Here is a 26,948-nt window from a genome sequence, read left to right as displayed (position 1 = left end):
ATGACAGTGAGAACTTATACGGTGCATGGGATGAGTTGTGCCAATTGCGCGCAGACGATTGAAACAGCGGTCAAAAAATTACCTGAGGTTAAGTCCGCTCGTGTCAATTTAGTGATGGAGACGATGACAGTCGTGCCAGAGGATCTTAGGGAGGATGCTACTACGTTTTCAAGGGCCGTTGAACAAGCTGTTACTAACGCTGGTTATGAGGCTTATCCAAAACTAGAAGAGCGGTCATCGTACGAAAAGGAGCAAGATAAAAAGCAACAAGAGATGGCTAGTTGGAAGCGGCAAGTGATTTTAGCAGTTGTGATTACGATTCCTTTGTTAGTCCTAACGATGGGGCATATGTTTGGGATGCCACTGCCAATGGTGATCGATAGTCATCATAATCCACTCAATTTTGCACTGTTTCAACTGCTGTTAACGTTACCTGTCATGTGGATTGGACGTGATTTTTATACGCATGGTTTCCGTAATCTGCTTAAAGGTCATCCAAATATGGATAGTCTGATAGCCGTCGGAACGGGTGCAGCTTTTGTCTATGGAATCTTGGCTCTTTTTCTGATCGCTAATGGTCAGGAGCATTACAGTCATGAACTTTATTTTGAGTCAGTCGCGACAATTATCACCTTGATCAAGTTGGGCAAGTATCTTGAGGCATATGCCAAAAATAAAACCAGTAATGCAATCAAGTCGTTGATCGACTTATCGCCTAACGAGGCCACACTGGTCACAACAGATAATGAGACACAGCTTGTAAATGTAGATGACTTACAGCTTGGCGATATTGTGCTAGTCCGTCCAGGAGAGAAAATTCCAATCGATGGAACAGTGGTTACAGGAGAATCTTCTGTTGATGAATCTATGTTGACAGGGGAGAGTATGCCGGTTACTAAGAAGGTTGGTGATCGTGTGACGGGTGCCACCATCAACAAGTTTGGGACATTGCGGTGCAAAGTTGAACGGATTGGACAAGACACTACCTTGGCTCAAATCATCAAATTGGTAGAAAATGCGCAATCTGACCGAGCACCAATTGCCAACTTAGCTGATCAAGTTTCACGCTATTTTGTTCCGATAGTCATCATATTAGCTATTATATCCAGTCTACTGTGGTATTTGGTCGGTCATGAAAGTGCCGCCTTTTCGCTAACTATTTTTGTATCTGTTTTGATCATTGCCTGTCCCTGTGCCTTGGGTCTTGCGACGCCAACGGCCATCTTGGTAGGAACTGGTAAAGGAGCCGAAAACGGCATTTTGATCAAATCAGGAATTGCATTAGAAGTCACCCAAGCGATTCAAACGGTAGTGTTAGATAAAACGGGAACAATTACAGAAGGGCAACCAATCGTCACTGAGATTGTCCCAAGCTCGACCAAAAATCAAGAAGAGATCATCAGAATGGCGGCTATTGCCGAATTAGGCAGTGAGCACCCCCTGGCAGCAGCTATCGTAACTAAAGCCAAAACACTAGGTCTGACGTTATCAGAATCTGCTGATACCCAAACAATTCCGGGAAAAGGGATCATGGTAACTCTAGCAGATGGTGATCTAGTAGTAGGGAATCCACAATTACTGAAAACCCAAGGTATAGAGTTGTCGGAGACAAGCAAAGTTGCAGACCAACTTGCCAGTAGTGGGAAAACAGTGATATATGTTGCTTTGAACGCAGAAGTTATTGGCTTAATAGCAGTTGCTGATACCATCAAACCAACCAGTCAGAAAGCTGTTGAGGAACTACAAAGACTAGGAATCAAAGTGATAATGATGACTGGAGATAATGCGCAAACAGGCCAGGCTATCGCAAAAGAAGCTGGTATTACACACGTTTTAAGTAATGTTCTACCAGAAGACAAGCAAAAAGAGATAGAGAAGCTTCAAAAAGCGGGTCATAAAGTCGCAATGGTCGGTGATGGCATCAATGATGCTCCAGCATTGATCCAAGCAGATATTGGAATGGCGATTGGGTCTGGGACTGATGTTGCGATCGATTCTGCTGATATCGTGTTGATGCATAGTGATCTTCTTGATGTCCCTGCTGCGATTCGTTTAAGCCAGGCTACCATTAAAAATATCAAGCAAAATTTATTTTGGGCATTTATCTACAATACCTTAGGCATCCCAATTGCTATGGGGGTTCTCCACTTATTTGGCGGCCCACTCCTTGATCCAATGCTGGCGGGATTAGCCATGAGCCTGAGTTCTGTTTCAGTTGTTCTGAATGCCTTGCGTTTGAAACAACTCAAACTTGTCTCAGCAACACAAGAGAATTAAGAGAAATGGGGAATGAAAATGGAAACCGTCAAGCAAACTGTCACGGTAAACGGCATGTCATGTAATGGCTGTGCTAATCATGTTCAGAGGGCTTTTGAAACTATTCCGGCTGTGCAATCTGTCGATGTGTCATTAGACGAGAAAAAAGCAAGCGTAGTGACTAATCAAGCCGTGAAGTTGAAAGAGTTCCAAGAGGCGTTAGCTGGCACAAACTATAGCGTAGTAACGATCCTGTAAGCTTATCATGCAAATAGAGCCAGATCAGCGAGAAATGGTTGATCTGGTTTTTTTGCTATTTTTATAGCATGTCGGTTAAACTGTAGGAGAATGACTAGGGGGGATCTAGATGACAGAGAATAGGTGTATCATGCAGTATTTTGAGTGGTATGTTCCAGCAGATGGAAAGCACTGGGAACGGTTAGAAAAGGATGCTGAGCATTTGAAATCGCTTGGAATTGACCGGGTGTGGTTACCACCAATGTACAAAGGAACGAGTGATCAAGATGTTGGTTATGGTGTCTATGATCTCTATGATCTTGGCGAATTTGACCAAAAAGGAACCATTCGTACAAAGTATGGGACAAAAGAACAACTTCTAAGTGCTATCAAAGCATTGAAGTCTGTCGGTATTGATGTGATTGCAGATGTTGTATTGAACCACAAAGCAGGTGCTGATGAAACAGAGTCGTTTCTAGCTGTTGAGGTAGATGCCACGAATCGCCAAAAAACGCTTGGTGATCCTCACCAAATCACTGCTTGGACAAAATTCACTTTTCCAGGGCGACACGACCAATATAGTCCATTCAAATGGAACTTTCATCACTTTTCAGGTGTTGATTTTGATGCTGAAACAGGCCATAAGGGGATTTATATGATCCAAAATGACCAATCAGGATGGACGGCTAATGAGGATGTTGATACGGAAAACGGTAATTACGACTATTTAATGTTTGCTGATATCAAATATCAAAATCAAGAAGTGGTTGACGAGACCAAAAAATGGGTGGCTTGGGTCATCAACGAAACGGGTGTCAATGGTTTTCGCTTGGATGCCATCAAACATATTAGTTTTGATTTTATTGCAGATCTGGTAAAAGAGATTGAAGAGAAACAAGGGTCAGATTTCTATATATTTGGTGAATACTGGCGTGGCGATTACCACACTAACGAAGAATACTTAGAAGAGACAAATTTTGAATTCGACTTGGTGGATGTCAAGTTACACTTGAACTTTCATCAAGCTAGTCAACAAGGCGCAAGCTATGATCTTAGACAGATTTTAAATGATAGCTTGATGCAGAAAAATCCGACTCACGCGGTCACTTTTGTCGATAACCATGATTCTCAGCCACACCAAGCCCTAGAATCTTATGTAGAACCTTGGTTTAAACCCTTGGCCTATGCCTTGATTTTACTTCGCAGTGAAGGCTACCCTTGCTTGTTTTATGGCGATTATTATGGCATCAGTGGGGATGAGCCGATTGAAGGAAACGAAGCCATTCTAGACCGTTTATTAAAAGCACGACTCAAGTGGGCTTATGGTGAACAAAACGATTATGCCCTTAATGAACATACGATTGGCTTTACACGATTAGGAGACGACGCTCACCAACATGGTCTAGTCGTGGTGATGAGTAATCAAGATGAAGGGGACTTGGAGGTTGATCTAGGAGAACTGAATAAACAGACCACTTATTATGATTGGACGACAGATCAAGAACCAGTGACGACTGATGATGAAGGCAGAGCCGCTTTTCATTTCCTTCCAGGAAAAGTCAGTGTGTATGCTCCAGAAGCCTATGGCTCATGATTAATTTTTTTATGGGAAAATAATTTTCTTCTGTACTCTATCAAAATAATTGTGCTCTTTCTATTTCCTTATCTCTGTTTGTAGTGTAATATAGGAAAAGACCACACTATATTGTGTAAATAAAGATTGTGAAACACTATATAATGTGTTTGGCGCAATTGTTTTAGCAAGGAGAGTGACAAATGTGTTAGTGGTATATATCTCTTTGACCGGCCAGACAAGACGTTTTGTCCATAAGTTAGGAATGCCTCTTCTAGAGATTACTCCAGAGAATGCTTTCCAAACTATTTCTGAACCGTTCATTGTGATTGCTCCAACATACGATATCGAAGCGACAGAGATTTTGAATGATTTTATTGAGACAGGACATAATCGCTATTACTTCAAAGGGGTCTGTGGGAGTGGCAATCGCAACTTCAACACCTTATTTTGTTTTACAGCTAAAGATCTATCTCATGATTATGAGGTTCCATTATTACATTGTTTTGAATTTCAAGGCAGTGAGAACGACGTATCAACAGTGAAAGAGAAGGTGGCACAACTTGGACAATCCGAAATTAGTCAGTAAAACAACTGATATCACTTATTTTGAGCTTAATAACGAATTGAATCGCCCAGTCGACAACAAGATTCCATTGGAAAAAGATCGTGAAGCAGTTAGAGCGTTCTTTTTAGAGCATGTGAATCCGAATACGGTGTTTTTCTACACCCTAGATGAAAAACTGGACTATCTAGTGGAACATGACTACATCGAATCTGAATTTTTGGAAAAGTACGATCGCTCCTTCATCAAAGATTTGATGCAAAAGACTTATAAAACGAAGTTTAGATTTCGCTCGTTTATGGCGGCGTTCAAGTTTTATCGCCAATATGCCTTAAAAACAAATGATGGCAAGCGCTATCTAGAGCGTTATGAAGACCGTATTGTTTTTAATGCTCTGTTTTTAGCAAATGGTGATCCTGAACTTGCAACCACGTTAGCAGACGAGATGATCCATCAACGTTACCAACCAGCAACACCAACTTTTCTGAATGCTGGCCGTAAAAGACGTGGGGAGCTTGTCTCTTGTTTCTTGATTCAAGTGACGGATGATATGAACAGTATTGGGAGAACAATCAATTCGGCGTTACAACTTTCACGGATTGGTGGCGGAGTTGGTGTTAGCTTAACCAATGTGAGAGCTGCAGGGGATCCCATCAAAAAAATCGAGAACGCCTCAAGTGGTGTGGTTCCGATCATGAAATTATTGGAAGATAGCTTTAGCTATTCGAACCAATTAGGACAACGGAATGGTGCAGGTGCCGTTTACTTAAACATTTTCCATCCGGATATCGTGTCATTCTTATCGACAAAAAAAGAAAATGCTGATGAAAAGATTCGTGTGAAGACACTATCCCTTGGCGTTGTTGTGCCAGATAAATTTTATGAGCTCGTCAAACATGATGATGTGATGTATCTCTTTAGTCCATACGATGTTGAACGGATTTATGGTAAACCATTTGCTTATGTCGACATTACTAAAGAATACGATAATATGGTCAATAATCCTGAAATCAGGAAATCTAAGATTTTTGCACGGGATCTTGAAAACGAGATTTCTAAGTTACAACAAGAATCTGGTTATCCTTATATCATCAATATCGATACAGCTAATCGCTCTAATCCGATTGATGGCACCATTATCATGAGTAACTTGTGTTCAGAGATTTTACAGATCCAAAAACCATCAGTTATCAGCAACTCTCAAGAGTATGAGGTGTTAGGAACAGATATCAGTTGTAACCTAGGCTCAACTAATATTCCGAATTTGATGAAGTCACCTCATTTTGGTAAATCAGTCGAAGCAATGGTGAGAGCCTTGACTTATGTTACTGATCACTCATCGATAGATGCCGTTCCAACGGTTAAAAATGGGAATGAACAAGCACATACAATCGGTCTTGGTGGGATGGGGCTACATACCTTCTTTGCCATCCATCATATGCATTATGGGTCACCAGAATCAATCGAGTTTACCGATCTTTACTTCATGTTGCTGAATTATTACACCTTGAAAGCTAGCAACAAAATCGCGAAGGAACGTCAAAAATCATTTGTGGGATTTGAAAAGTCTAAATACGCAGATGGCTCTTATTTTGAGGCGTATGTCGCACAAGAACGGGTTATTAACTCTGAGAAAGTCGCACATATCTTTGAAGAAGCAAACATCGCGATTCCAACCGTAGCGGACTGGGAGCAATTAAGAGATGATATCAAGGAACATGGCTTATACCACCAAAATCGCTTAGCTGTTGCACCAACCGGCTCGATTTCTTATGTGAATGAGACTAGTGCAAGCTTACAACCTATCACACGCTTGATTGAAGAACGACAAGAGAAAAAGACTGGGAAGACTTATTATCCAGCACCATTCTTGTCTAATGATACCTTGCCATATTATGTCTCGGCTTATGATATGGACATGCGGAAAGTAATCGATATTTATGCAGCTGCGCAAAAGCATATTGATCAAGGTATGAGTCTAACCTTGTTTATGCGCTCAACGATCCCTGAAGGATTGTATGAATGGAAAGATGGCAGAACCGATAAGATGACGACACGTGATCTAAATATTCTACGGTATTACGCTTGGAAGAAAGGAATCAAGTCGATCTACTACATTCGGACATTTACTGAAAATAGTGATGAGATCGGGAGTAATGCGTGCGAAAGTTGTACGATTTAAAGGAGACGGCAATGACAGATAATAATTATATTGCGATAAATTGGAACAGTATCGAGGATACCATCGATAAATTGACCTGGGAGAAGTTAACGGAGCAATTTTGGTTGGATACTCGGATACCGTTATCAAATGATTTAGATGATTGGCGGACACTCAGCCCAATTGAAAGAGATATGATTGGTAAGGTGTTCGGTGGCTTAACGCTACTAGATACACTCCAATCACAAGACGGGGTAGATGCGATTCGGATGGATATTCGGACTCAGCATGAAGAGGCTGTGTTGAACAATATCCAATTTATGGAGGCGGTTCATGCGAAGAGTTATTCGTCAATCTTCAGTACGTTAAATACGAAGAAGGAGATTGAAGATATCTTCCAGTGGACGAATTCAAATGAAGTGTTGCAATACAAAGCGAAACGGATTAATGATATCTACCAAAATGGCTCACCATTACAAAAGAAAGCCTCTAGTGTTTTACTTGAAACGTTCTTGTTTTACTCAGGATTTTATGCACCTCTTTGGTATTTAGGAAATAACAAATTGGCGAATGTGGCTGAGATCATCAAGTTGATTTTGAGAGATGAATCAGTTCACGGGACCTATATTGGTTATAAATTCCAATTGGGCTATCAAGAATTGTCTGAAAAAGAGCAAGAAGAGTTGAAAAATTGGGTTTATACAACTGCTTATGAGTTGTACTCGAATGAAACGAAATACACTCAAATGATTTATGATACATTGGGCTGGAGTGAACGTGTCAAAGTGTTTATCCGTTACAATGCGAATAAGGCATTGCAAAATCTGGGATTTGATCCGTTATTTCCTGATACTGCGGAAGATGTGGATCCTATCGTGATGAATGGGATTTCGACAGGGACAAGTAACCATGATTTCTTCTCGCAAGTTGGGAATGGATATTTGCTAGGCCAAGTAGAAGCTATGTCTGATGATGATTACGATAAGTGGATTTAAGATTATTTTCTAAAACATCTAATAGTTCTCTATTTGGTGATAACAAAACAAATGGCTGATAACAATTGATAGCTGACAACAATAATAGCTGATAACGACAAATAATAAGGTAAAAGTGCTACGACTGGTGTCGTGGCACTTTTTTTATAACTTATAAAGTGCCAAAATACTAATGGAGATGTGGAGATAAGTATTTTCCTTAAGTGGAGAGATAAGGTATTCTATGAGTGTGAGCTTTTATGGAGTAGTATTAGGGCGAAATATGAAAATAGATAATTCATGAAAATAGATAATTCATGAAAATAATTAACGAATGAAAATGCAAGAAATGAAAATAATGAAGGAGTGTTGGTATGGCAATCGTATCTCGTTCGAGTAAAAGAAAGGTACTCGTCGTTTTTGGAACTCGTCCGGAAGCAATCAAGATGGCACCTGTTATTTTAGCGTTAAGGAAGAGAGAAAGTATTGAGACAATTGTTTGTGTTACGGGGCAACACCACAAAATGTTACAACAGGTGTTGGATGTGTTTGGGATAAGTCCAGATTACAACTTGAATATCATGAAGCAAGGTCAGACGTTATTTGATATTACGAGTCTTATCTTAGAGAAGTTAAAGCCAGTTTTAGAAGAAGTGGCACCTGATATGGTATTAGTTCATGGAGACACGACAACGACGTTTGCTGCGGCACTGAGTGCCTTTTATTTACAAATTCCAGTAGGACATGTTGAGGCTGGTTTGAGAACCTATAATTTAGACTCTCCTTTTCCAGAGGAGTTTAATCGAGAAGCTGTGAGTATTGTGAGTCAGTTCAACTTTGCACCAACGGAGCTAGCAAAGCAGAATTTACTGAAGGAGCATCGCGACCCCAACACGATTTTTGTAACGGGTAATACAGCTATCGATGCTTTAAAGACAACTGTTCAAAAACACTTTACCCATCAGGAATTAGAGTGGGCAAAGGGATCTCGTTTGATTTTAATCACAGCTCATCGGCGAGAAAATCTAGGGACACCAATGCGCCATATGTTTAGAGCTATCAGAAGGGTGATGGATGAGCATCCTGATGTTAAGGTGATTTACCCAATCCATTTGAACCCTCTAGTGAGAGAGACTGCTCAAGAAGTTTTTAAGGGATCATCTAGGATCCACCTTATCGAACCGCTTGATGTAGTGGCGTTTCACAACTTCATGGCACAGTCTTATTTGATTCTGACTGATAGTGGTGGAATCCAAGAAGAAGCGCCTAGTTTAGGTAAACCAGTCTTAGTCATGAGAGATACGACTGAAAGGCCGGAAGGGATCAAAGCGAAGACATTAAAATTAGTTGGAACAACAGAGGAAACTATTTATAAAGCGTTTAGTAAGTTGTTAACTGATCAAGAAAAATACAACGAGATGAGTCATGCTAGTAATCCTTACGGTGATGGACAAGCTGCTAAGCGTATCGCTAGGATTATAGAAACAAAACTGAATGCGAAAAAATAGGCAAAAAAAAAGTGATAAAAATATAGCTGAAACTAGAAGGGAATAAAATAATAGTACAGTTGGATAAAAGTGTTATATCATACAAAAAGAAAGAATATATGAAAATGCTTAACTTGTTTTCATTTCAACGTTTAAGGTGTTTTTTTTAGGGAAATAAGTGTATGATGTTAGTAGTTAAAATAATGGAGGGATAGTATTGGCACTATTTGAAGAATTAAGAGATAAGATTAAAGGAAAAGACATTCGTATCGTATTCCCCGAAGGTTCAGAACCTCGTATTTTAGGGGCTGTGACACGTTTGAAAGCAGAACAACTTGTAAAACCAATCTTGATTGGTAATGTTGCTGAAGTGTCTAATGTCGCTAAAGGGTTAGGATATAACCTAGAAGGGGTTGATATCATCGATCCTGAAACTTATGACGCTTTTGATGAATTAGTAGATGCATTTGTTGAACGTCGGAAGGGTAAAGCAACCCGCGAACAAGCTTTGAAAGCTGTCCGTGATGCGACTTACTTTGCAACCATGCTAGTTTATACCAACAAAGCAGATGGACTCGTTTCCGGTGCTGTTCACTCAACAGGTGACACCGTCCGTCCTGCCTTACAATTGATCAAGACTAAACCAGGTGTTAGCCGTACGAGTGGTGCTTTCATTATGTTACGTAATGAAGGTCGCGAAAAATACTTGTTCAGTGATTGCGCCATCAACATTAATCCTAATGCGCAAGAATTAGCTGAAATAGCAGTTGAATCGGCTAAAACAGCTAAAATGTTTGGCATCAAACCGGATGTTGCTTTATTGAGCTTCTCTACTAAAGGATCAGCTAAAAGTGATGAAGTCACTAAAGTAGCTGAAGCAACTAAAATTGCGAAAGAATTAGCACCCGAATTCAACTTTGACGGCGAATTACAATTTGATGCAGCATTTGTACCAAGTGTTGGGAAACAAAAAGCACCTGGTTCTACTGTAGCTGGTAAAGCTAAAGTCTTTGTATTCCCAGAAATCCAATCAGGTAATATCGGCTATAAAATTGCCCAACGTTTTGGCGGATTTGAAGCTATTGGACCAATCTTGCAAGGGTTGAACCGTCCTATCTCAGACTTGTCCCGTGGTTGTAATGAAGAAGACGTTTATAAATTGACCATTGTTACTGCTAACCAAGCATTAGAAAACTAAGATAAGTTTTAGAAGAATAAACTATTAAGGCAAAGGAGCTGTGACAGTACTGTCACAGCTCCTTTGTCGTTAGTATGAATTGCTACTTGAAGTTACAGTAAAGAGAATCAGCTAAGTAAAAGGTTGGAATAGTGTATTATAGTCTGAATTTATCTCGCTCACACATGGAGCTAATCGCGTCTTCGTGTTATAGTTAAATCAATGGTATATGAAGACTAATATTGATTTATTTTTTTGTGAAAAGAACACAATATAGAGTGCTAATAGAGTACTAGTAGAGTATTAACAGAGTACTGCTAGAGTAACTAACGGGGTACTGATAGATTACTGATGGAGTACTGAAGGAGTACTGGTGGAACACTAATAGAACACTAGTCACTAGTTGATAGCGTCAGCTAAAGTGGAGGAAGTATGATGGTAGGTCAAGAGGTTAATAATAGCAATCGAGCGGTTTTCACTGTTTCTACAGAGGGGGAGTCGATTGCTTTTGGCAAGTTAGTTGGTCAAGCAGTTGTTCCGGGTACTGTTCTCTTATTGAATGGTGATCTTGGAGCTGGGAAGACGACTTTTACGAAAGGCATCGCAGGGGGTCTTGGGATTGATCGTGTGATCAAGAGCCCAACTTATACGTTGATAAGAGAATATCCTAATGGACGATTACCGTTATATCATATGGATATGTATCGAATCACTGAAGAAGAAGCGGCTGAGCTTGGGTTAGATGATTATTTCAATGGCTCTGGTCTTTGCGTCATTGAATGGCCAACCCAAATCAGTGACCTCTTACCAGCCGATACTGTGACCATCATGATCGAAAGAAAACCATCTGATCCATATGCCCGACGTTTTGTTTTAGAAGCCAGTGGTGCCAAATCAAGAGCTGTTGTTGAGGCTATTATGAAAACTGCTAGTCATTTGAGTGATAGTTCAAAAGATAGTTCAAAAGATAGTTCACAAGATAGCTCTCAAAATACTTAAAAGAATTGTTCAAAAGATAGTTCAAAAGATAATTCAGAGAATAATTCACAGAATGGTTCTAATCAACTCACGAATAGCAAATAAAGTAAAAGTTTAGAGAATTATGTAAAAGAAATCTAAAGAAATCTAAAGAAATAAGCTTGTGATAGCAACGATTAGAGCAATCAAGTTAAGGGCTATTAGGCCATATTTGACACTAGCTTTGGGCACGATGAAACTAAAGATACTTCCTATCACAGGTATGACAATAATCAAGATATGTTGCCATGGTGATGTTTGTGGGAGGCTAGTGGCATAGGTGACATAAATGAGACTTAGTGCTGTCATCATGACAGCTTGTCGTGTTTTTGACTGTTTTTTCATGGTTATTGTTTGTTCCTTTCACTACTGTGTTAAACACCTTATGTCTAAACGTGGTATGATAACCCATAAGCGTTTAAGACCACAGTAAATAATTTGTAAGAGCTAAAACTACAATTAGTAAAACAAGTATAACATATTAAATCGTAACGAAATAATACCTTGTCGTCTATTTCTGACAACTGGTATGGCATAGACAATAAGAATAAGACAGAAATAATAAGACAGAAATAGTAAGCCAGAAATAGTAAGAAATAGTAGGACAAAAATAAAAACCTGAAAATAAAGAAATAAAATAAAAAACCGAAATAATAGGACTGACCGGGGGAAATCATTTGATGAAAAAAGTGGCATTGATTGGCTTTAACAGCACGTTTAAAACATTATATTTACCGGCAATCCAAAATGTATCGGAACCGGTCAAGTGGTATGTCTACGATGAGAATCCACAGGCATTGGCCGAGATGATGACAAATCTTAATCGGGCTATTCCGTGTCATACTATCGAAGATTTATTGAAATTTGAGCTCGATGGTGCTATTGTATTTAAGATTCCGAGCGGTTGGCGGGAATTGAAACGGGCGTTTGTCAATCAAGGTACGAGTATTTATTCTCACCCGCCTATTGAACAAGATTTGATTCGTTTGAATGAAGAGTTACAGACTATTAATAAACATAATGGTTTTATGATGCCTGGGTATGTTAATCGTTTTTCTGATATTGTCAATTTTATGCGTAAGATTCCCGGAAAGAATCATTTAACACTCACACAATTGTTTATTGATTCAAGACGCTATGTGGATCAAGTGGTATGGAGCGATTTAGCTCAGTTATTGCACACTACGATCTATTTGATGGGAGAATATCCGATTCATGGCTCGTTTAGGATGCGGAAAACTGATCGTTATTTGGACGGCATTATTGTAGCCTTGAAAAACGATAAAATGTCTGCGGTCATCAGTATCAATGAGCAAGCTGGGACCCAATATCATAGTATGCAAATGGAGTCGACTTCAGGGACTTTTACACTGGATAACTGGCAACAACTCTTCATTCGTCAAGGTGGTGACTTGGTGGTAGAAACAAAGGATCCATGGGAGACTATGACACACCGTTATGGGATTGAGCAAGCTTTGAAAGCTTATATCGAACGTCTTGGCAAGCCTGTAAGTCCGATTAATCCAGCTGAAATGATGCTGATCTATCAAATCTGTGGTCGTATTACCTCTGCTATCTCGACAGAAGGATTCCTGAATTTTGATTATTCTCTTTAAAATAGAGGATATCATTCAGATTGAAATTTTAGAACTTTAGAATGGAAGATATTATGAAACAAACAATTATGACTGCTTTTCCGCACAGTAAGATTAAGGCGGATGAGTCGTTGAGTCATTACACGTATACAAAAACCGGGGGACCAGCTGATTGGTTGATTTTTCCTGAATCAATCACTGAGGTGGCTGCTATCATCAAATGGTTGAAAGAAGCTGGTGTACCAGTAACCTTCTTGGGGAATGCTTCTAATGTCATTATCAAAGATGGTGGTATCCGCGGAGCTGTTATTATGTTAACCTCTTTGAAAAATGTTGAAGTCATTGGAAACTATATTATCGTCGACGCTGGTGCTAAGTTGATCGATGTCAGTCGGATTGCCTATGAGCAACAACTGTCAGGACTCGAATTTGCCTGTGGGATACCAGGTTCTGTAGGTGGAGCTGTGTATATGAATGCTGGCGCTTATGGAGGAGAAATCAGTGTCGTGATCGATGAGGTCACACTTGTCACTGCTAGTGGAGATATCCAAAAAGTAACACCAGACGACCTTGATTTCAGTTACCGGCATAGCGCAATCCAAGAGTCTGATTCGCTGGTTGTTCAAGCTACCTTTAAGTTGCAAAAAGGTGATCCATCTGTCATTCAAAAAAGAATGGCTGAATTGACTCATTTGAGAGAATCAAAACAACCCTTAGAATATCCTTCCTGTGGCAGTGTCTTCAAACGTCCCAAAGGACATTTTACCGGGCAATTGATCCAAGAAGCTGGTCTACAAGGTTATCAAATCGGTGGGGTGCAGGTTTCGCAAAAACATGCAGGTTTCATGGTCAATATTGCGAATGGAACGGCTACAGATTATATGAATCTTATTCATTATGTTCAAAAAGTGATCAAAGAAAAGTTTGATGTCGACCTTGAGCCAGAAGTACGCATTATTGGCCAAGAAGTGACTGAAAAACAACAAAAGAACTAAGCTAAAGAATAGCAGAAATTAGAGCACAGAGATGAGCTCTATTTTTATTTGCCTTATTTTTTGCCGATAACAGGAGAAAACTTCAAAAATACCTTGTTATTTGAAGATTCCATCGTATAATTAAACATGTTAGTAAACTTTATATTTACTATTAATAAACAAAACAAGTCGAATAAGGCAAGTAGAACAAAGCAGGCCGAATAAAGTAAGTAGAAAAAAATAGGCAAAACAAAACAGTTAGAACAAAATTGGTCGAATAAAACACGGCAACAAAACGTGAGAAATAGAGCGTATAAACTAAAACAGAATACAATAAGTAAAAGTCTTAAAGATTTAAAAGCACTAGAAGAATTAAAGCGTTAAAGCATTAAAATAGTGAAGCATTATAGGTAGTTGAAATATAAAAGCAGTCAAATCATTTGTTTGGGAGGGTATCATGGAAATTGGTGAGGGGCTAAAGGCTTTACGTCTACAGAAGAATTTGACGCAAGAGGAGCTAGGGGAACGGACGGATCTGACAAAGGGGTATATTTCACAGTTAGAAAATGATCTTGGTTCTCCTAGTCTTGATACTTTTTTACAAATTTTGGATGTGTTAGGGACTACCGCAAAGGACTTTTTTAAAGCTGAGACGGATGAGGTAATCGAAGTAATGGAGCCGACTGGCATGGTAGAGGCGTGTAATGAGGCTGATGGTTGGGCGACAAAATGGTTGGTGGCCCATTCTAATGATCATGAAATGGAACCAGTAACGATTCAATTAGCTTCTAAAGGCGAAACGAAACACTATGCCCCGTCTAAGGCTGAGACTTTTGGATATGTTCTAGCTGGTGAGGTCACGGTTTGCGTCGGAAATGTTGAGAAGTCAGTTCTTGAGGGGTCAACTTTTTATTATGTCGCTGATCGAGAGCATTATTTGAAAAATAAGACAGATTCACTGGCTAAAGTCTTGTTGGTGGTAACACATTCTTATTTGTAAGCTAACTATAATCTGTAGCCTAAATAAGTGAAGTTAATGATGTCTATCAATAAGAAATGAAATTTATGAAGAACGAAATAGAAAGTTAATATGGGGAGTGTGTAATGGTGACGGAAGCAATGATCAAGTTTGATAATGTTACAAAGGTATTTGATGAGTCTGTTGTATTAGATCAGTTGTCATTTGAAATCGAGAAGGGAAAGTTTTATACCTTGTTAGGTCCTTCTGGCTGTGGGAAGACGACGATTCTGCAATTAATCGCTGGTTTTTTGGAAAGTGATGGTGGAGTGATTACGTTAAACGGGGCAAATGTCACAGATTTACCGCCTGATAAGCGTAAGGTTAATACGGTTTTTCAAGATTACGCGCTATTCCCTCATATGACTGTGGCCGAAAATGTGGGTTTTGGTTTATCTATCAAAAAAGTAGCAAAGGGAGAGATCGCAAAACGGGTCAAGGAAGCATTGAAAATGGTGCGGCTAACGGGTTATGAGGACCGTCATATTCAAGAAATGTCGGGAGGGCAACGGCAACGGGTCGCGATTGCTAGAGCTATCATCAATGAACCAGAGGTCTTATTATTGGATGAGCCATTATCTGCGTTAGATTTGAAGCTACGGACGGAGATGCAATATGAATTACGTGATTTGCAACAACGTCTAGGGATCACTTTTGTTTTTGTCACTCATGATCAAGAAGAAGCCTTAGCGATGAGTGATGATATTTTTGTCATTTCTAACGGGAAAATCGTGCAACGTGGCACGCCACTTGATATCTATGATGAGCCTATCAACCATTTTGTAGCGGATTTTGTTGGTGAGAGCAATATCATGAAAGCTACAATGATCAAGGATTACCGTGTCTCATTTGCTGGACGAGAATTCGAGTGTTTCGATGCGGGGATACCTGCCAATGAGGAAGTTGAGATTGTCATTCGTCCAGAGGATATTGAAATCACGTCAAAAGAACTCGGACAGGTAGTTGTTAAAATCGATTCTCAACTATTCCGTGGGGTCCATTATGAAATTTCTTGTTATGACGAGAATCAGCAAGAGTGGATTATTCATTCAACGCAACAAGCACCAGTCGGAGAGCAAGTTGGATTGATCATTCCACCGCAAGCTATTCATGTGATGCGTTACAACGAAACAGAAGAAGCGTTCTATCACCGCTTGGATAAATATGCGAAGGAGGACGATAGTCGTGACGAAGACTTTTAGGCAGTTTGCTGCGATTCCCTATGTGCTATGGCTACTTTTATTTGTCATTGCACCTTTAGCACTGATTTTTTATCAATCTTTTTTCTCCATAGATGGCACGGCAACACTTGCAAACTACCTGACGTATTTTACAAACTGGACCTACTTAAAAATGACTTTCAACTCAATCGTATTTGCAACTATCATCACAGTAGTCACCCTAGTGATTGCTTATCCTACAGCCTACTTTTTACAAAAAACAAAGCATAAGGAGTTGTGGTTGTTACTCTTGATCTTACCAACTTGGATCAATATTTTACTGAAGGCTTATGCGTTTATTGGCATCTTCAGTCATGATGCCTCTGTCAATCAATTTTTGACCTTCTTAGGTGTGGGACCTCAACAAATTTTATTTACGAATACGAGTTTTATTCTGGTAGCAGCCTATATCGAATTACCGTTCATGATCTTGCCAGTCTACAATGCCATCGATGATATTAGTGACTCCTACATTGTAGCTAGTCGCGATCTCGGTGCTAGCAGGTGGCAAACCTTGACTAGAATAGTCATTCCATTATCGATGAGCGGTATCAAAAGCGGAGTGCAAGCTATCTTCATTCCCTCTTTATCCTTATTCATGTTGACGAGATTGATTGGTGGTAACCGTGTGATCACTCTAGGGACAGCTGTCGAACAACATTTCTTAGTAACGCAAAATTGGGGAATGGGGTCAACTATCGGTGTGGTCTTGATTATCATGATGATCATTTTGATGCGGTTGACCACGCAAAGAAAGGGGCGTCACTAATGACACGTAAAAACACTAAATTTGGCTCTTTTTATCTTGTCATCGTTTTTCTAGTCTTATATGCTCCCATTTTGTTTTTGATGGCCTATTCCTTTAATAGTGGTGAGACCATGAATCATTTTGAAGGAGTTACGCTTGATCATTATAGTGCTTTGTTCAGCGATAGTCGTTTACTTGGCATCATGATAGATACAGTGATCCTAGCTGTCATTTCAGCCACTATTGCGACAATCATTGGTACATTGGGCGCCTTAGTGATTTACTATTTAAAGAATGAACGGACGAGGCGAGTTGCCCTGAATCTGAACAACGTCTTGTTGGTGTCGCCTGATGTTATCATCGGGGCAAGTTTGTTGATCTTATTTACAATGGTTGGCTTTCAGCTGGGCTTTTTCTCAGTATTACTGTCGCATATCGCCTTTAATATTCCTATCGTTGTTTTGATGGTATTGCCACAATTAACGGAAATGAATCAGTCATTAATCGTTGCAGCAAGGGATTTAGGGGCTAATAGCCGACAGATCTTGAGTAGAATTATCTTACCGATCATTACGCCAGGCATTTTGAGCGGCTTTTTCATGGCCTTTACCTATTCCCTTGACGATTTTGCGGTGACGTTCTTTGTGACGGGTAATGGCTTTTCTACGCTATCTGTTGAGATTTTCTCCAGAGCCAGAAGAGGTGTATCACTTGAAATCAATGCCTTAAGTACGCTCATTTTCTTCGTATCTTTGGCACTTGTATTAGGAAATTTCTTCCTTCAAAAGAAACGACATCATAAAGCCAATAGAATGATCGTTGGGGGGAGTTTGCAATGAAACAATTAGCTGGGTTATTTTCGGCGTTAGTCGCGCTAGTTTTCGTGTTGTTTGGCCTCAAATCGGTAATTGCTCAAAGCTCGCCATCAGCAGGTCAAGATAAAGTGATTATTTATAATTGGGGAGATTATATCGACCCCGAGTTGATCAAAGAGTTTGAAGCTGAGTACGGCTACCAAGTTGTTTATGAGACATTTGACTCCAATGAAGCAATGATTACCAAAATCAAACAAGGTGGAACGAATTATGATATTGCTATTCCATCTGAGTATAAAATCAGTGAAATGATCGATTCTGACCTATTGGTACCTTTGGACTATAACAAGATAGAAGGATTTGACCATATCGATGATCGGTTCAAAAATCTGTCATTTGATCCAGGCAACACCTATTCGATTCCTTATTTCTGGGGGACGCTTGGCATGATCTATAACGATAAGATGGTCGATGGCGATAAGCTGACAAAATGGGACGATTTATGGCGACCAGAATACAAAGATAGTATCCTTTTGATTGATGGTGCAAGAGAAACACTTGGTATCGGACTACAACGTAACCACTATTCGTTAAATGAGACCAAGTCGTCTGTTTTGAGTCAAGTCACAGGGCAATTGGAACAACTGATGCCAAACGTCAAAGCAGTTATTGCAGATGAGATTAAGATGTACATGGTCCAAGAAGAAGCTGCGATCGCCGTGACCTTCTCCGGGGAGGCAGCAGAGATGATGGATCAAAATGAACACCTCCACTATGTGATTCCTGAAGAAGGGAGTAATCTCTGGTTTGATAACATGGTTATTCCTAAAACAGCTAAAAATGTAGATGGGGCTTATGACTTTATGAGCTTTATGCTAAGGCCTGATGTTGCAACTCGAAATGCTGAATATGTCGGTTATGCAACCCCTAATGCTGATGCCAAGAAACTATTACCAGAAGAGATAACGAGTCAAACAGAATTCTATCCTGACGATGAATTGCTAAAAAGGCTAGAAGTTTATGATAATATAGGAGTAGATAAAACAGGGGAATATAACGATTTATTCTTGGAAATCAAAATGTATTAATCAGTTAGGGGGAACAGGAATGAACAGCAAGGAAGCTGTAGGTATCAAGGCAGCCGCTTATGTTGAAGACGGCATGACGGTTGGCTTAGGAACAGGGTCTACTGTATACTATTTCATTTTAGAGCTAGGAAGAAGAGTCAAGGAAGAGGGCCTTCAATTGGTAGGTGTTTCAACCTCTGATGCGACGACGACTCTTGCCGAACAGTTAGGGATTCCAGTGAAAACGATTGATGAGGTCGAAAAGATCGATCTGACAATCGACGGGGCCGATGAGATCAGCGCCGATTTTTGTGGAATCAAAGGTGGAGGAGCAGCACTGTTACGAGAAAAAATCGTAGCCATGCAATCAGATCGTATCATCTGGATCGTCGATAGCAGTAAGATGGTCGAGAAACTAGGGAAATTTCCGTTGCCAGTAGAGGTCATTCCTTATGGTTATTCTCATTTACTACGTCTTTTCAGAGAAAAAGGCTATGAACCTCATTTGAGAAATGTAGAGGGAGACCCTATTCTGACCGATAATGGTAACTATATTATCGATCTCGCACTCGGACGAATCGACGACCCGAGAGCATTAGCTGATGAGTTGGACCATATTACCGGGGTTGTAGAGCATGGATTATTCAATAATCTCGTTGACCTCGTCTTAGTAGGCGACGGCGATGACGTCTTAGTCGTCGAGGCTGACTGACAATGCAAAAGAAAATTTTGATGATCCATACTGGTGGGACAATTGCGATGAGTGAAGATAAGACCACTGGTAAAGTGGGACCTTTATCGAGCAATCCTCTGAACGAAACTGCCGGAATATTTAGTCAATTTGCTGACCTTACAATTGAGAACATCTTCCATCTGCCATCCCCTCATATGACAATCGATCATATGTTTTTATTGAGTCAATTCATCAATGACCATTATGAGGATTTTGATGGTATCGTCATCACCCATGGGACGGATACGTTAGAGGAGACAGCTTACTTTCTCGAGTTGACCTGTGATTTGCCGATTCCAATTGTTATGACGGGAGCTATGCGATCAAGCGATGAGATCGGTTCAGATGGGCTATCAAATTTAAGAAGCGCTCTTTTTGTGGCTTTGAGTGACCAGTCTGCAAAAGCAGGTGTTCTAGTTGTCATGAATGATGAGATTCACAGTGCCACCTATGTGACCAAAACCCATACGACTAATTTAGCAACATTTCAAACCCCAACCTTTGGGCCACTTGGTCTAGTTGTGAAGGACCAAGTGATCTATTTTCAAAAGCTCGTCCGGCAGGAACATTATGCTATTTTTACTGTCGAACCGAGAGTAGCACTCTTAAAAGCATATGCCGGAATGGATGATAGTTTGTTTGCTATTGTCGATCAAGTTGGTTATGATGGTTTAGTTATTGAAGGACTAGGTGCGGGTAATTTACCGCCGCAAACCGTTTCTGCAGTAGGTCGTTTAATCGCTAAGCACGTTCCGATTGTGATGGTTTCTAGAGCCTTCAATGGTGTTACTGAAGATGTTTATGATTATCCTGGGGGCGGAAAGCAACTCCATCAAATGGGTGTCATTTTTACCCAAGGTCTGACCGGTGTCAAAGCGCGAATCAAACTGATTGTGCTCTTGGCATCAGGCGTCCCAAAAGATGAATTAATCGACTATTTTCAACTGTAATTTAGTAATAGAAATAAATAGAAATTAGATGAGGTAACATGACTGAATACGTTGCAATTGCTAAAGAAGCACTAGATGAACAACTGGATCCTTTATTAAAGCAAACCTTACCCTGTCGTCCAGAAACGATCAAACAAATCGTTGTCGCCAAAAATAAAACTCAAATTGGATACGGTGTCACTTGGGAGAATCGTTACCATCCTTACTGTGATGAGATTTTTATCTATGTCGTGCCCGATTTTAGAAGAGAACATATTGGTTCTGAGATTATCGATCGGCTAAAAAAAGAGGTGACTCAACCATTGATGCGGTCAGTGGATGCCGACAATAAAGCTGCTGTAGGATTTTTGAGAGCACATGGTTTTGCCTTGAAACGCCGGTGTTGGGAGTATGATGTGACACCAGAACAAATCCCTGATCTTTCAGATGCTGACAAGTTGCCGCTTGTGTCATGGGCTGACCTGTCACCTGATGAACTCGTGACGGTTAAGAATGCTCTACTAGAGCATTATCGTTCCACACATGAATCAGTGAGTCCGATGAATGCCGATATGACCAAAGAAGAATGGTTCAACGTGATGCTTGATCATTTAGACATGACATATTCTTATGTCTATAGTCATGACGACTTGACGACCTTTGTGACCACCTATGACACGACGGACAAGAAAAAGCTTGAGATAGGGTACGTCAATTTTAAAGAAGATGAAGAAGCTTTTGGTGTATTTGTGACAACTATTATGGGACATTTAAAAAACCGCTTTGAGTCTTTTGGATTAGAAATCGATAGTACGGATGCTGCAGCAATGGTGCTACTCGAACTATATCCGCCAGTAGCTGTTGTCACATTTGATGCTTATGTCGCTGCTAAAAGTAGTCAATAAGAAACAAAAAATAAGTCGAAATATGCTGTAAGCAATAAGATATAATTAGTAAGAAATAAGCAGTAAGCAATAAGAAAAGAAGTAAGAAAAAAGTAAGAAAAAAGGTAAGACGAGGTAAGAAGTAAGAAGAAGTAAGAAGTAAGAAGAAGTAAAATGATAGTAGTATAAATAGAAAGTAAGGTACATCAAAAATAGTAACCGTCTGATTTCAGATGGTTACTATTTTTGGCGTTTTTTCTTATCTTGTTTTCGTTTTTTTCGTTTAGCAATTTCTTTATCACGGAATGCTTTGTTTCCTCCAAATTTAAAGAGATACATGAGGGGTTGAAAGTTTTCACCAGTGATGCCAATCAACTCGACAAAAATTTCGACTCCAATAAGTAGTCCAATGGTTAAGAGGACAAGGCCGACGCCATAAGCGTAACGATAGAGTAAGGCGATAAACGAAAAAATCATTGCTAGAGCATAAATCAACATGACCGCACCACGATGCGTGAAACCAAGAGATAACAGTCGGTGGTGAAGGTGCATCTTATCAGGAGATAAGATTGATTTATGATTGCTAGAACGACGGACGATTGCATAGATTGTATCAGTAATTGGGACTCCGAGGATCAGCAAAGGAGTGATCAAAGAGATAACAGTTGTATTTTTTAAGCCGTTTAAGGATAGGATAGCTAGCATAAATCCTAAAAAAAGAGCACCAGTATCCCCCAAATAAATCTTAGCTGGATAAAAATTGTAAGGAATAAAGCCTGCAGCACTGGCCACTAAGAGAAAAATGGCTATTTGAACGTAAGTACTGTCGGGCGGAAGAAAGAAGAAAGCTGTTATCCCAATAGTTGTCAGCGATATGATAGATAAACCCGTTGCAAGGCCGTCTAAGCCGTCAATCAAGTTGATGGCGTTTGTAATGGCGAAAATCCAGAGTATGGTGAGTGGTATTGCCCACCATCCAAAATGGATGATCCCGATAAAGGGGACTTTGATAAAGGCTAGTCTCACTTCTGACCCTAAGGCAAAGATGATAGCTGCTAAAACAATCCCAATCGATTTTTGCCAAGGCTTTAATTCAAATATATCATCTATGATTCCTGTAAAAATGACGATAGCAGAAGACAAGGTCAAGGTCATTAAGTAAGCTGTTGGAATGGCTGGTCGAAAAAGAAACCACATGCCGATCATAAATGGGATGTAGATTGCAAGCCCTCCCATTGAAGGCATCGGATATTTATTGATTCGTCGGGCGTTCGGATTATCGACTGCACCAACTCTTAGGGCAATTGAACGAATAATAGGTGTTAAGATAGCTGCCATAATGAAACAACTAAATAGACGAATGATCGTGCCTAATGAGACCAAATGAGGCATCTCCTTTCTCGTGTTTACGTTAGTTTATTATAACTGATAATAAAAAGAATTTAAATCACTAATATAGCCCATAGGTAAAGTTTATTACAAGTATGTTTGGTAGTAGAAAGATACATTTTAGGCAAAGATACACTTAATGATATAATGCCGTGGTTTTAGGCAGTGGAATGGAATTATGTTATAATAGTGAAAGCTTTAGAGTGGGGATAATTCTACCTAACGACGTTATTTAATGAGGTGAACAGAAAGTGGCAGAAGTAAAGCAATTGCCAAAAGTGAAGTTTGATTTAGTCACTAAAGAGTACGATCTTTATAAAAAGAAATCTGACAAAATTAAAGCATTATTCAAATTTAGTAGTCATCAAATTCCAAAATTTTGGGCCTTAAAAGGATCCTCATTTGAAGTTTATGATGGGGAAACGATTGGCCTGATTGGAATCAATGGTTCTGGTAAATCGACATTATCAAACATTATCAGTGGCATCATTCCGGAAACGACTGGTTCAGTCGAGATTAATGGGGAAACATCAATTATTGCGATTGGTGCAGGTTTAAAGTATCAATTGACCGGGCTCGAAAATATTCGATTAAAGTGCTTGATGATGGGGATGACCAATAAGGAAGTCGATGACTTAACAGCTGATATTGTGTCGTTTGCTGACTTGGGTGATTTCATTGATCAACCAGTCAAATCCTATTCAAGTGGTATGAGATCAAGACTTGGTTTTGCTATTGCGGTCCATAATGATCCGGATATTCTGATCATCGATGAGGCACTATCAGTGGGTGATGAGACCTTCTATCAAAAGTGTGTCGATAAGATTTTAGAGTTTAAGGAAAAAGGAAAAACCATCTTCTTCGTCAGCCATAGTATTGGGCAAATCGAAACACTTTGTGATCGTGTAATCTGGATGAATTATGGCGAGATCAAAATGTTTGATGATATGGAACCGGTGGTGGCGGAATACAAGAAGTTTTTGGCTTGGTTCAAAAAATTGAGCAAAAAAGAGCAAAAGAAATACCAAGATGACCAAAAGGAAAAACAAAAAGCCTTCGAATTAGAAGACTTGAAAGCCGTTGCCATAAAAGAAGGTCATTCAGAAAAAGACTGGGCCGAACTTTCCAAGCGACATGTCGGTGAGAATATGGCTTGGGGAACGCGTATTCTATTACTAGCGATGACAGCGGTCCTAATTCTATTGATGGTCTTAACGGTACATGGCAAATCGTTGAAAGGGTTCTTGTTTGGAACACTTTCTGAGCCAACGATCACTGAAACAGTGGTCAATGAAACAACGGCACAGCTACAACAGGAGTGGAGAATTGGTGAACGCTAGAATGACAGATTGGGCAAAAGGTGGCTATGAACAGCTGCTAAAGTTGATGGCCAAACAAAATAGGTGTAAATTGAATGAGACAAAAGTCAGACCATTAGTCGTCTATGTAGAGACATTTCCGTCTAATGATAGGGGATTTATTGACGAACTGGATTCAGCAATCACTGAACTGGCTGATTTTATCGTCATTTCAGACCGGAATAAGGACTATCCATTGAAATTCTCTCCTCAGTTCTTGAATCATTCCTTCAAAGCACTGATCACCGCCGATATCGTCCTGTGCGATAATTATGTGCCATTTTTACAGAGACAATACCTAAATCCTCACGCTGTCGTCATAGAACTTTGGCATGCAACCGGTGCCATCAAATGCTTTGGTTATGAAGATCCTGAAACAGTCAAACGGACGTTAGCAGAGCAAGCTAGATTCCATCGCGTCTATGATACAATCGATTATTTCGTTGTTGGCTCAGACAAGATGGCTGAGATATTTGAAGAAAGCTATGAAGTGAGTGCTAATCACTTCTTGAAAACCGGTTCACCACGAACAGATATCTTTTTCGATTACAAGCGTCTAACAATGACGACTGAAACGAAGAAAAAGTTGGGGTTAACCGATCGACCGTTGATTTTTTATACACCGACTTACCGTAAAACAGCAGTGACGACTTTTCCGTTAGATGTCCAAAAAATGAGAGAAAATTTTGGTGAGACACACCAATTAGTCGTTCAACTCCATCCACATGATGATGACTTATACCGTTTAGTTGAAGATCAGTTGTTAGAAGATGATGACTTTTTAGTAATCAATCATGAGCCAACGATTTTACCACAGTTATTGACACTCACGGAATGGTTAATCACTGATTACTCTTCAGTAGTGTTTGAATATGCACTTGCAAATCCAAATGGAAATGCACTGTTTTATTGGTATGATCAAGAGGCGTATGAAAAAAAAGTGGGGATTCAACCGGGATTTGATCAAGAATTACCTGGACCTCTTGTTCATTCAACTAATGAGTTGTTACTAGCGATGACCTTGCATACAAGGACAGATTTCAAGGACTTTAACGCTGTGTGGAACCAATATAATGATGGTCATGCCTCAAAACGGTTGCTGACTAAAATCAAAGAATGGTTGAATGAGATAGATTAGTCAATTAGGGTAAGTAAGATTGGCTACATCAAGAGTCAGAAAGTAGGAGAGGGCAAAATGTCAACGGATCGAAAGACAGAAGTCATATTAGGATTACCTGTCGATCAGCTATCTTATGAAGAAATTCTTTCGGACCTTCCGATATACAAGACTGCTGGGAAGCAGATGCGTTTGACAAGTGTCAATCCTCAGATTTTGTTGCATGCGTCAAAATATCCCGAAGTTTGTGAATACGTTAAAAAGTCGACACATCGACTCCCAGATGGTATTGGCGTTGTGCTTGTTTCTAAATTGACGACGGGCACTATCACAGACCGTATCACTGGGTATGATTTGATGCTACAGTTGTTAGCCTATGCTGATCGTCATCATAATCGTATTTTTTTGTATGGAGCGCACCCAGATGTGTTAAAGAAGACAGTTGAACAGATTTCACGTGATTATCCTCATATCGAGATAGTTGGGCATATTGATGGCTATCATGAAGCGGGTGAAGCTGAAGTTGTGGAGCAGATTAATTTAGCCCATCCTGATTTTTTGTTTGTGGCGCTAGGTTTTCCAAAGCAAGAGTTGTTTTTGAGCCGTAACTGGGAGAAGTTGACGGTTCCAGTAATTGAGGATGTTGGCGGTAGTTTTGATGTGATTGGTGGTGCGGTTAAACGGGCACCAGATTTTTTTATTAAGTCTCATTTGGAATGGGCGTATCGGTCTTTTAGTAGTCCGAAGCGGTTTAAACGCGCATTTGAGTTGCCTGTGTTTTTGGTTAAGGCGTTATGGGTTCATTTTTTTAGATTTTTGAAGGATAAAGGAGCACGTGATAGTGAATAATGTCATTCTAGTGTTAAAAGAACAGTTTCAGAATTTGGGTATCATCAGGCGGGTATCTAAATATGAAGATAAAGCAACCTATCAAAGCCATTACCTAGGGTTGCTGTGGCAGGTGTTGAATCCTTTGATTCAAATCGCTATTTATTATTTGGTATTTGGTGTCGGGGCGCAACAAGATCGTGAAACTGGTCAAACACCTTATATTATTTGGATGTTAGTGGGTATTATTGCATGGTTCTTTATAAATGCAAGTTTGCTTGGAGGTTCAAATAGTATTTATTATAAAGTTGGTATGGTTTCGAAAATGAAGTTTCCTGTCAGTATTTTGCCATCGATCAACATAGCTAGTAACCTAGTGTCTTACGGTGTAATGATGGTCATACTATTACTATCGATGTTTTCTTTTGGAATTAGGCCTAGCATTTATTGGATACAGTATATTTACTATTTTTTTTGTATGATTATGTTTTTATTCTCATTCGGGATTCTAAACGCAACAATCACCGTTTTAGTGAGAGACTATCACATCATGTTACAATCGGTGTTGCGCTTACTTTTCTACTTATCCGGACCAATATGGAATATTGAGACTTTAGGGAATAGATTTCCTATAATAGTTAATATCTTACAATTGAATCCCCTTTACTATATCATCGATGGATTTAGAGACAGCTTTCTAGATCGTGTATGGTTTTGGGAGAAACCGACTTTAACACTGATTTTTTGGTTAATCACCCTAATACTACTAACCTTAGGTTCACACTTACACATGAAATTTAGAGCCAGATTTATGGACTTTATTTAG

25 protein-coding genes are annotated in these 26,948 nt (G+C 39.7%); 23 read left to right on the top strand and 2 right to left on the bottom strand.

Annotation, left to right across the window (positions count from 1 at the left end; all coding sequences use genetic code 11):
* From H541_RS11275 to tsaE, 9 genes are all read left to right on the top strand, one after another.
* Positions 1-2,277 (top strand): heavy metal translocating P-type ATPase, encoded by a 2,277-nt coding sequence (locus H541_RS11275; RefSeq protein WP_022795688.1) that lies wholly within the window; start codon positions 1-3, stop codon positions 2,275-2,277.
* A gap of 12 nt (positions 2,278-2,289) precedes the next feature.
* Positions 2,290-2,514 carry a heavy-metal-associated domain-containing protein gene (locus H541_RS0102025; protein ID WP_022795687.1) on the top strand — a complete coding sequence of 75 codons (225 nt, stop codon included), beginning with the start codon at positions 2,290-2,292 and terminating at the stop codon, positions 2,512-2,514.
* A gap of 109 nt (positions 2,515-2,623) precedes the next feature.
* Positions 2,624-4,087 carry an alpha-amylase gene (locus H541_RS0102020; protein ID WP_022795686.1) on the top strand — a complete coding sequence of 488 codons (1,464 nt, stop codon included), beginning with the start codon at positions 2,624-2,626 and terminating at the stop codon, positions 4,085-4,087.
* A 184-nt stretch (positions 4,088-4,271) separates the two neighbouring features.
* A complete protein-coding gene (nrdI, locus tag H541_RS0102015; protein ID WP_022795685.1) occupies positions 4,272-4,655 on the top strand; it encodes a class Ib ribonucleoside-diphosphate reductase assembly flavoprotein NrdI in 384 nt (127 codons plus the stop codon).
* The gene (nrdE, locus tag H541_RS11270) at positions 4,630-6,813 is read left to right on the top strand and encodes a class 1b ribonucleoside-diphosphate reductase subunit alpha (protein WP_022795684.1); all 2,184 of its coding nucleotides are present in this window, start codon (positions 4,630-4,632) and stop codon (positions 6,811-6,813) included. The genes nrdI and nrdE overlap by 26 nt, the downstream gene beginning before the upstream one ends.
* An 11-nt stretch (positions 6,814-6,824) precedes the next feature.
* The gene (gene nrdF, locus H541_RS0101995) at positions 6,825-7,787 is read left to right on the top strand and encodes a class 1b ribonucleoside-diphosphate reductase subunit beta (RefSeq protein WP_022795683.1); all 963 of its coding nucleotides are present in this window, start codon (positions 6,825-6,827) and stop codon (positions 7,785-7,787) included.
* Between the two features lie 353 nt (positions 7,788-8,140).
* Positions 8,141-9,274 carry a non-hydrolyzing UDP-N-acetylglucosamine 2-epimerase gene (wecB, locus tag H541_RS0101990; protein ID WP_022795682.1) on the top strand — a complete coding sequence of 378 codons (1,134 nt, stop codon included), beginning with the start codon at positions 8,141-8,143 and terminating at the stop codon, positions 9,272-9,274.
* A 196-nt stretch (positions 9,275-9,470) separates the two neighbouring features.
* On the top strand, positions 9,471-10,451 hold the full coding sequence (pta, locus tag H541_RS0101985; protein WP_022795681.1) for a phosphate acetyltransferase: 981 nt from the start codon (positions 9,471-9,473) through the stop codon (positions 10,449-10,451).
* A 414-nt stretch (positions 10,452-10,865) separates the two neighbouring features.
* Positions 10,866-11,429 carry a tRNA (adenosine(37)-N6)-threonylcarbamoyltransferase complex ATPase subunit type 1 TsaE gene (tsaE, locus tag H541_RS11265; RefSeq protein WP_022795680.1) on the top strand — a complete coding sequence of 188 codons (564 nt, stop codon included), beginning with the start codon at positions 10,866-10,868 and terminating at the stop codon, positions 11,427-11,429.
* Between the two features lie 126 nt (positions 11,430-11,555).
* On the opposite strand, the gene H541_RS0101975 is transcribed toward tsaE, so the two are convergent.
* Entirely contained in the window at positions 11,556-11,792 is a 237-nt protein-coding gene (locus H541_RS0101975; protein ID WP_022795679.1) for a hypothetical protein, read from the bottom strand.
* Positions 11,793-12,127: 335 nt separating this feature from the next.
* On the opposite strand from H541_RS0101975, the gene H541_RS0101970 reads away from it, so the two are divergent.
* The 10 genes from H541_RS0101970 (at position 12,128) to H541_RS0101925 (ending at position 21,451) form a co-directional block, all read left to right on the top strand.
* Positions 12,128-13,063 carry a hypothetical protein gene (locus tag H541_RS0101970; RefSeq protein ID WP_022795678.1) on the top strand — a complete coding sequence of 312 codons (936 nt, stop codon included), beginning with the start codon at positions 12,128-12,130 and terminating at the stop codon, positions 13,061-13,063.
* Between the two features lie 50 nt (positions 13,064-13,113).
* Positions 13,114-14,037 carry a UDP-N-acetylmuramate dehydrogenase gene (gene murB, locus H541_RS0101965; protein WP_033420719.1) on the top strand — a complete coding sequence of 308 codons (924 nt, stop codon included), beginning with the start codon at positions 13,114-13,116 and terminating at the stop codon, positions 14,035-14,037.
* Positions 14,038-14,473: 436 nt separating this feature from the next.
* Entirely contained in the window at positions 14,474-15,016 is a 543-nt protein-coding gene (locus H541_RS0101960; RefSeq protein WP_022795676.1) for a helix-turn-helix domain-containing protein, read from the top strand.
* 107 nt (positions 15,017-15,123) lie between these two features.
* Positions 15,124-16,236, top strand: coding sequence for an ABC transporter ATP-binding protein (locus H541_RS0101955; protein ID WP_026501540.1), 1,113 nt, complete (start codon positions 15,124-15,126; stop codon positions 16,234-16,236).
* Positions 16,220-17,023, top strand: coding sequence for an ABC transporter permease subunit (locus H541_RS0101950; RefSeq protein WP_022795674.1), 804 nt, complete (start codon positions 16,220-16,222; stop codon positions 17,021-17,023). Before H541_RS0101955 ends, H541_RS0101950 begins: the two co-directional genes overlap by 17 nt.
* The gene (locus H541_RS0101945) at positions 17,023-17,841 is read left to right on the top strand and encodes an ABC transporter permease (protein WP_022795673.1); all 819 of its coding nucleotides are present in this window, start codon (positions 17,023-17,025) and stop codon (positions 17,839-17,841) included. The genes H541_RS0101950 and H541_RS0101945 overlap by 1 nt, the downstream gene beginning before the upstream one ends.
* On the top strand, positions 17,838-18,905 hold the full coding sequence (locus H541_RS0101940) for an ABC transporter substrate-binding protein (RefSeq protein ID WP_022795672.1): 1,068 nt from the start codon (positions 17,838-17,840) through the stop codon (positions 18,903-18,905). Before H541_RS0101945 ends, H541_RS0101940 begins: the two co-directional genes overlap by 4 nt.
* Before the next feature lie 19 nt (positions 18,906-18,924).
* Positions 18,925-19,596, top strand: coding sequence for a ribose-5-phosphate isomerase RpiA (rpiA, locus tag H541_RS0101935; RefSeq protein ID WP_022795671.1), 672 nt, complete (start codon positions 18,925-18,927; stop codon positions 19,594-19,596).
* A 2-nt stretch (positions 19,597-19,598) separates the two neighbouring features.
* Complete coding sequence (locus tag H541_RS0101930; RefSeq protein WP_022795670.1) at positions 19,599-20,567, top strand: asparaginase; 969 nt, start codon at positions 19,599-19,601, stop codon at positions 20,565-20,567.
* A 38-nt stretch (positions 20,568-20,605) separates the two neighbouring features.
* Positions 20,606-21,451, top strand: a complete 846-nt coding sequence (locus H541_RS0101925) for a GNAT family N-acetyltransferase (RefSeq protein WP_022795669.1) — start codon at positions 20,606-20,608, stop codon at positions 21,449-21,451.
* A gap of 219 nt (positions 21,452-21,670) precedes the next feature.
* Here H541_RS0101925 and H541_RS0101920 read toward each other — a convergent pair whose 3' ends face one another.
* Positions 21,671-22,768, bottom strand: coding sequence for an MraY family glycosyltransferase (locus H541_RS0101920; protein ID WP_240470886.1), 1,098 nt, complete (start codon positions 22,766-22,768; stop codon positions 21,671-21,673).
* 302 nt (positions 22,769-23,070) lie between these two features.
* On the opposite strand from H541_RS0101920, the gene tagH reads away from it, so the two are divergent.
* The 4 genes from tagH to H541_RS0101900 are packed head-to-tail and all read left to right on the top strand — an operon-like array spanning position 23,071 to position 26,948.
* Complete coding sequence (gene tagH / locus H541_RS11260) at positions 23,071-24,159, top strand: teichoic acids export ABC transporter ATP-binding subunit TagH (RefSeq protein ID WP_022795667.1); 1,089 nt, start codon at positions 23,071-23,073, stop codon at positions 24,157-24,159.
* On the top strand, positions 24,149-25,315 hold the full coding sequence (locus H541_RS0101910; RefSeq protein ID WP_022795666.1) for a CDP-glycerol glycerophosphotransferase family protein: 1,167 nt from the start codon (positions 24,149-24,151) through the stop codon (positions 25,313-25,315). Before tagH ends, H541_RS0101910 begins: the two co-directional genes overlap by 11 nt.
* 57 nt (positions 25,316-25,372) lie before the next feature.
* Positions 25,373-26,143 (top strand): WecB/TagA/CpsF family glycosyltransferase, encoded by a 771-nt coding sequence (locus H541_RS11255; protein WP_022795665.1) that lies wholly within the window; start codon positions 25,373-25,375, stop codon positions 26,141-26,143.
* Entirely contained in the window at positions 26,136-26,948 is an 813-nt protein-coding gene (locus tag H541_RS0101900; protein ID WP_022795664.1) for an ABC transporter permease, read from the top strand. The genes H541_RS11255 and H541_RS0101900 overlap by 8 nt, the downstream gene beginning before the upstream one ends.

The sequence above is a fragment of the Bavariicoccus seileri WCC 4188 genome, from assembly GCF_000421665.1.
Classification (GTDB): Bacteria; Bacillota; Bacilli; order Lactobacillales; family Aerococcaceae; genus Bavariicoccus; species Bavariicoccus seileri.
Note: the sequence above shows the minus strand (reverse complement) of the source record. Positions and strands in the feature narration are given on the sequence as shown.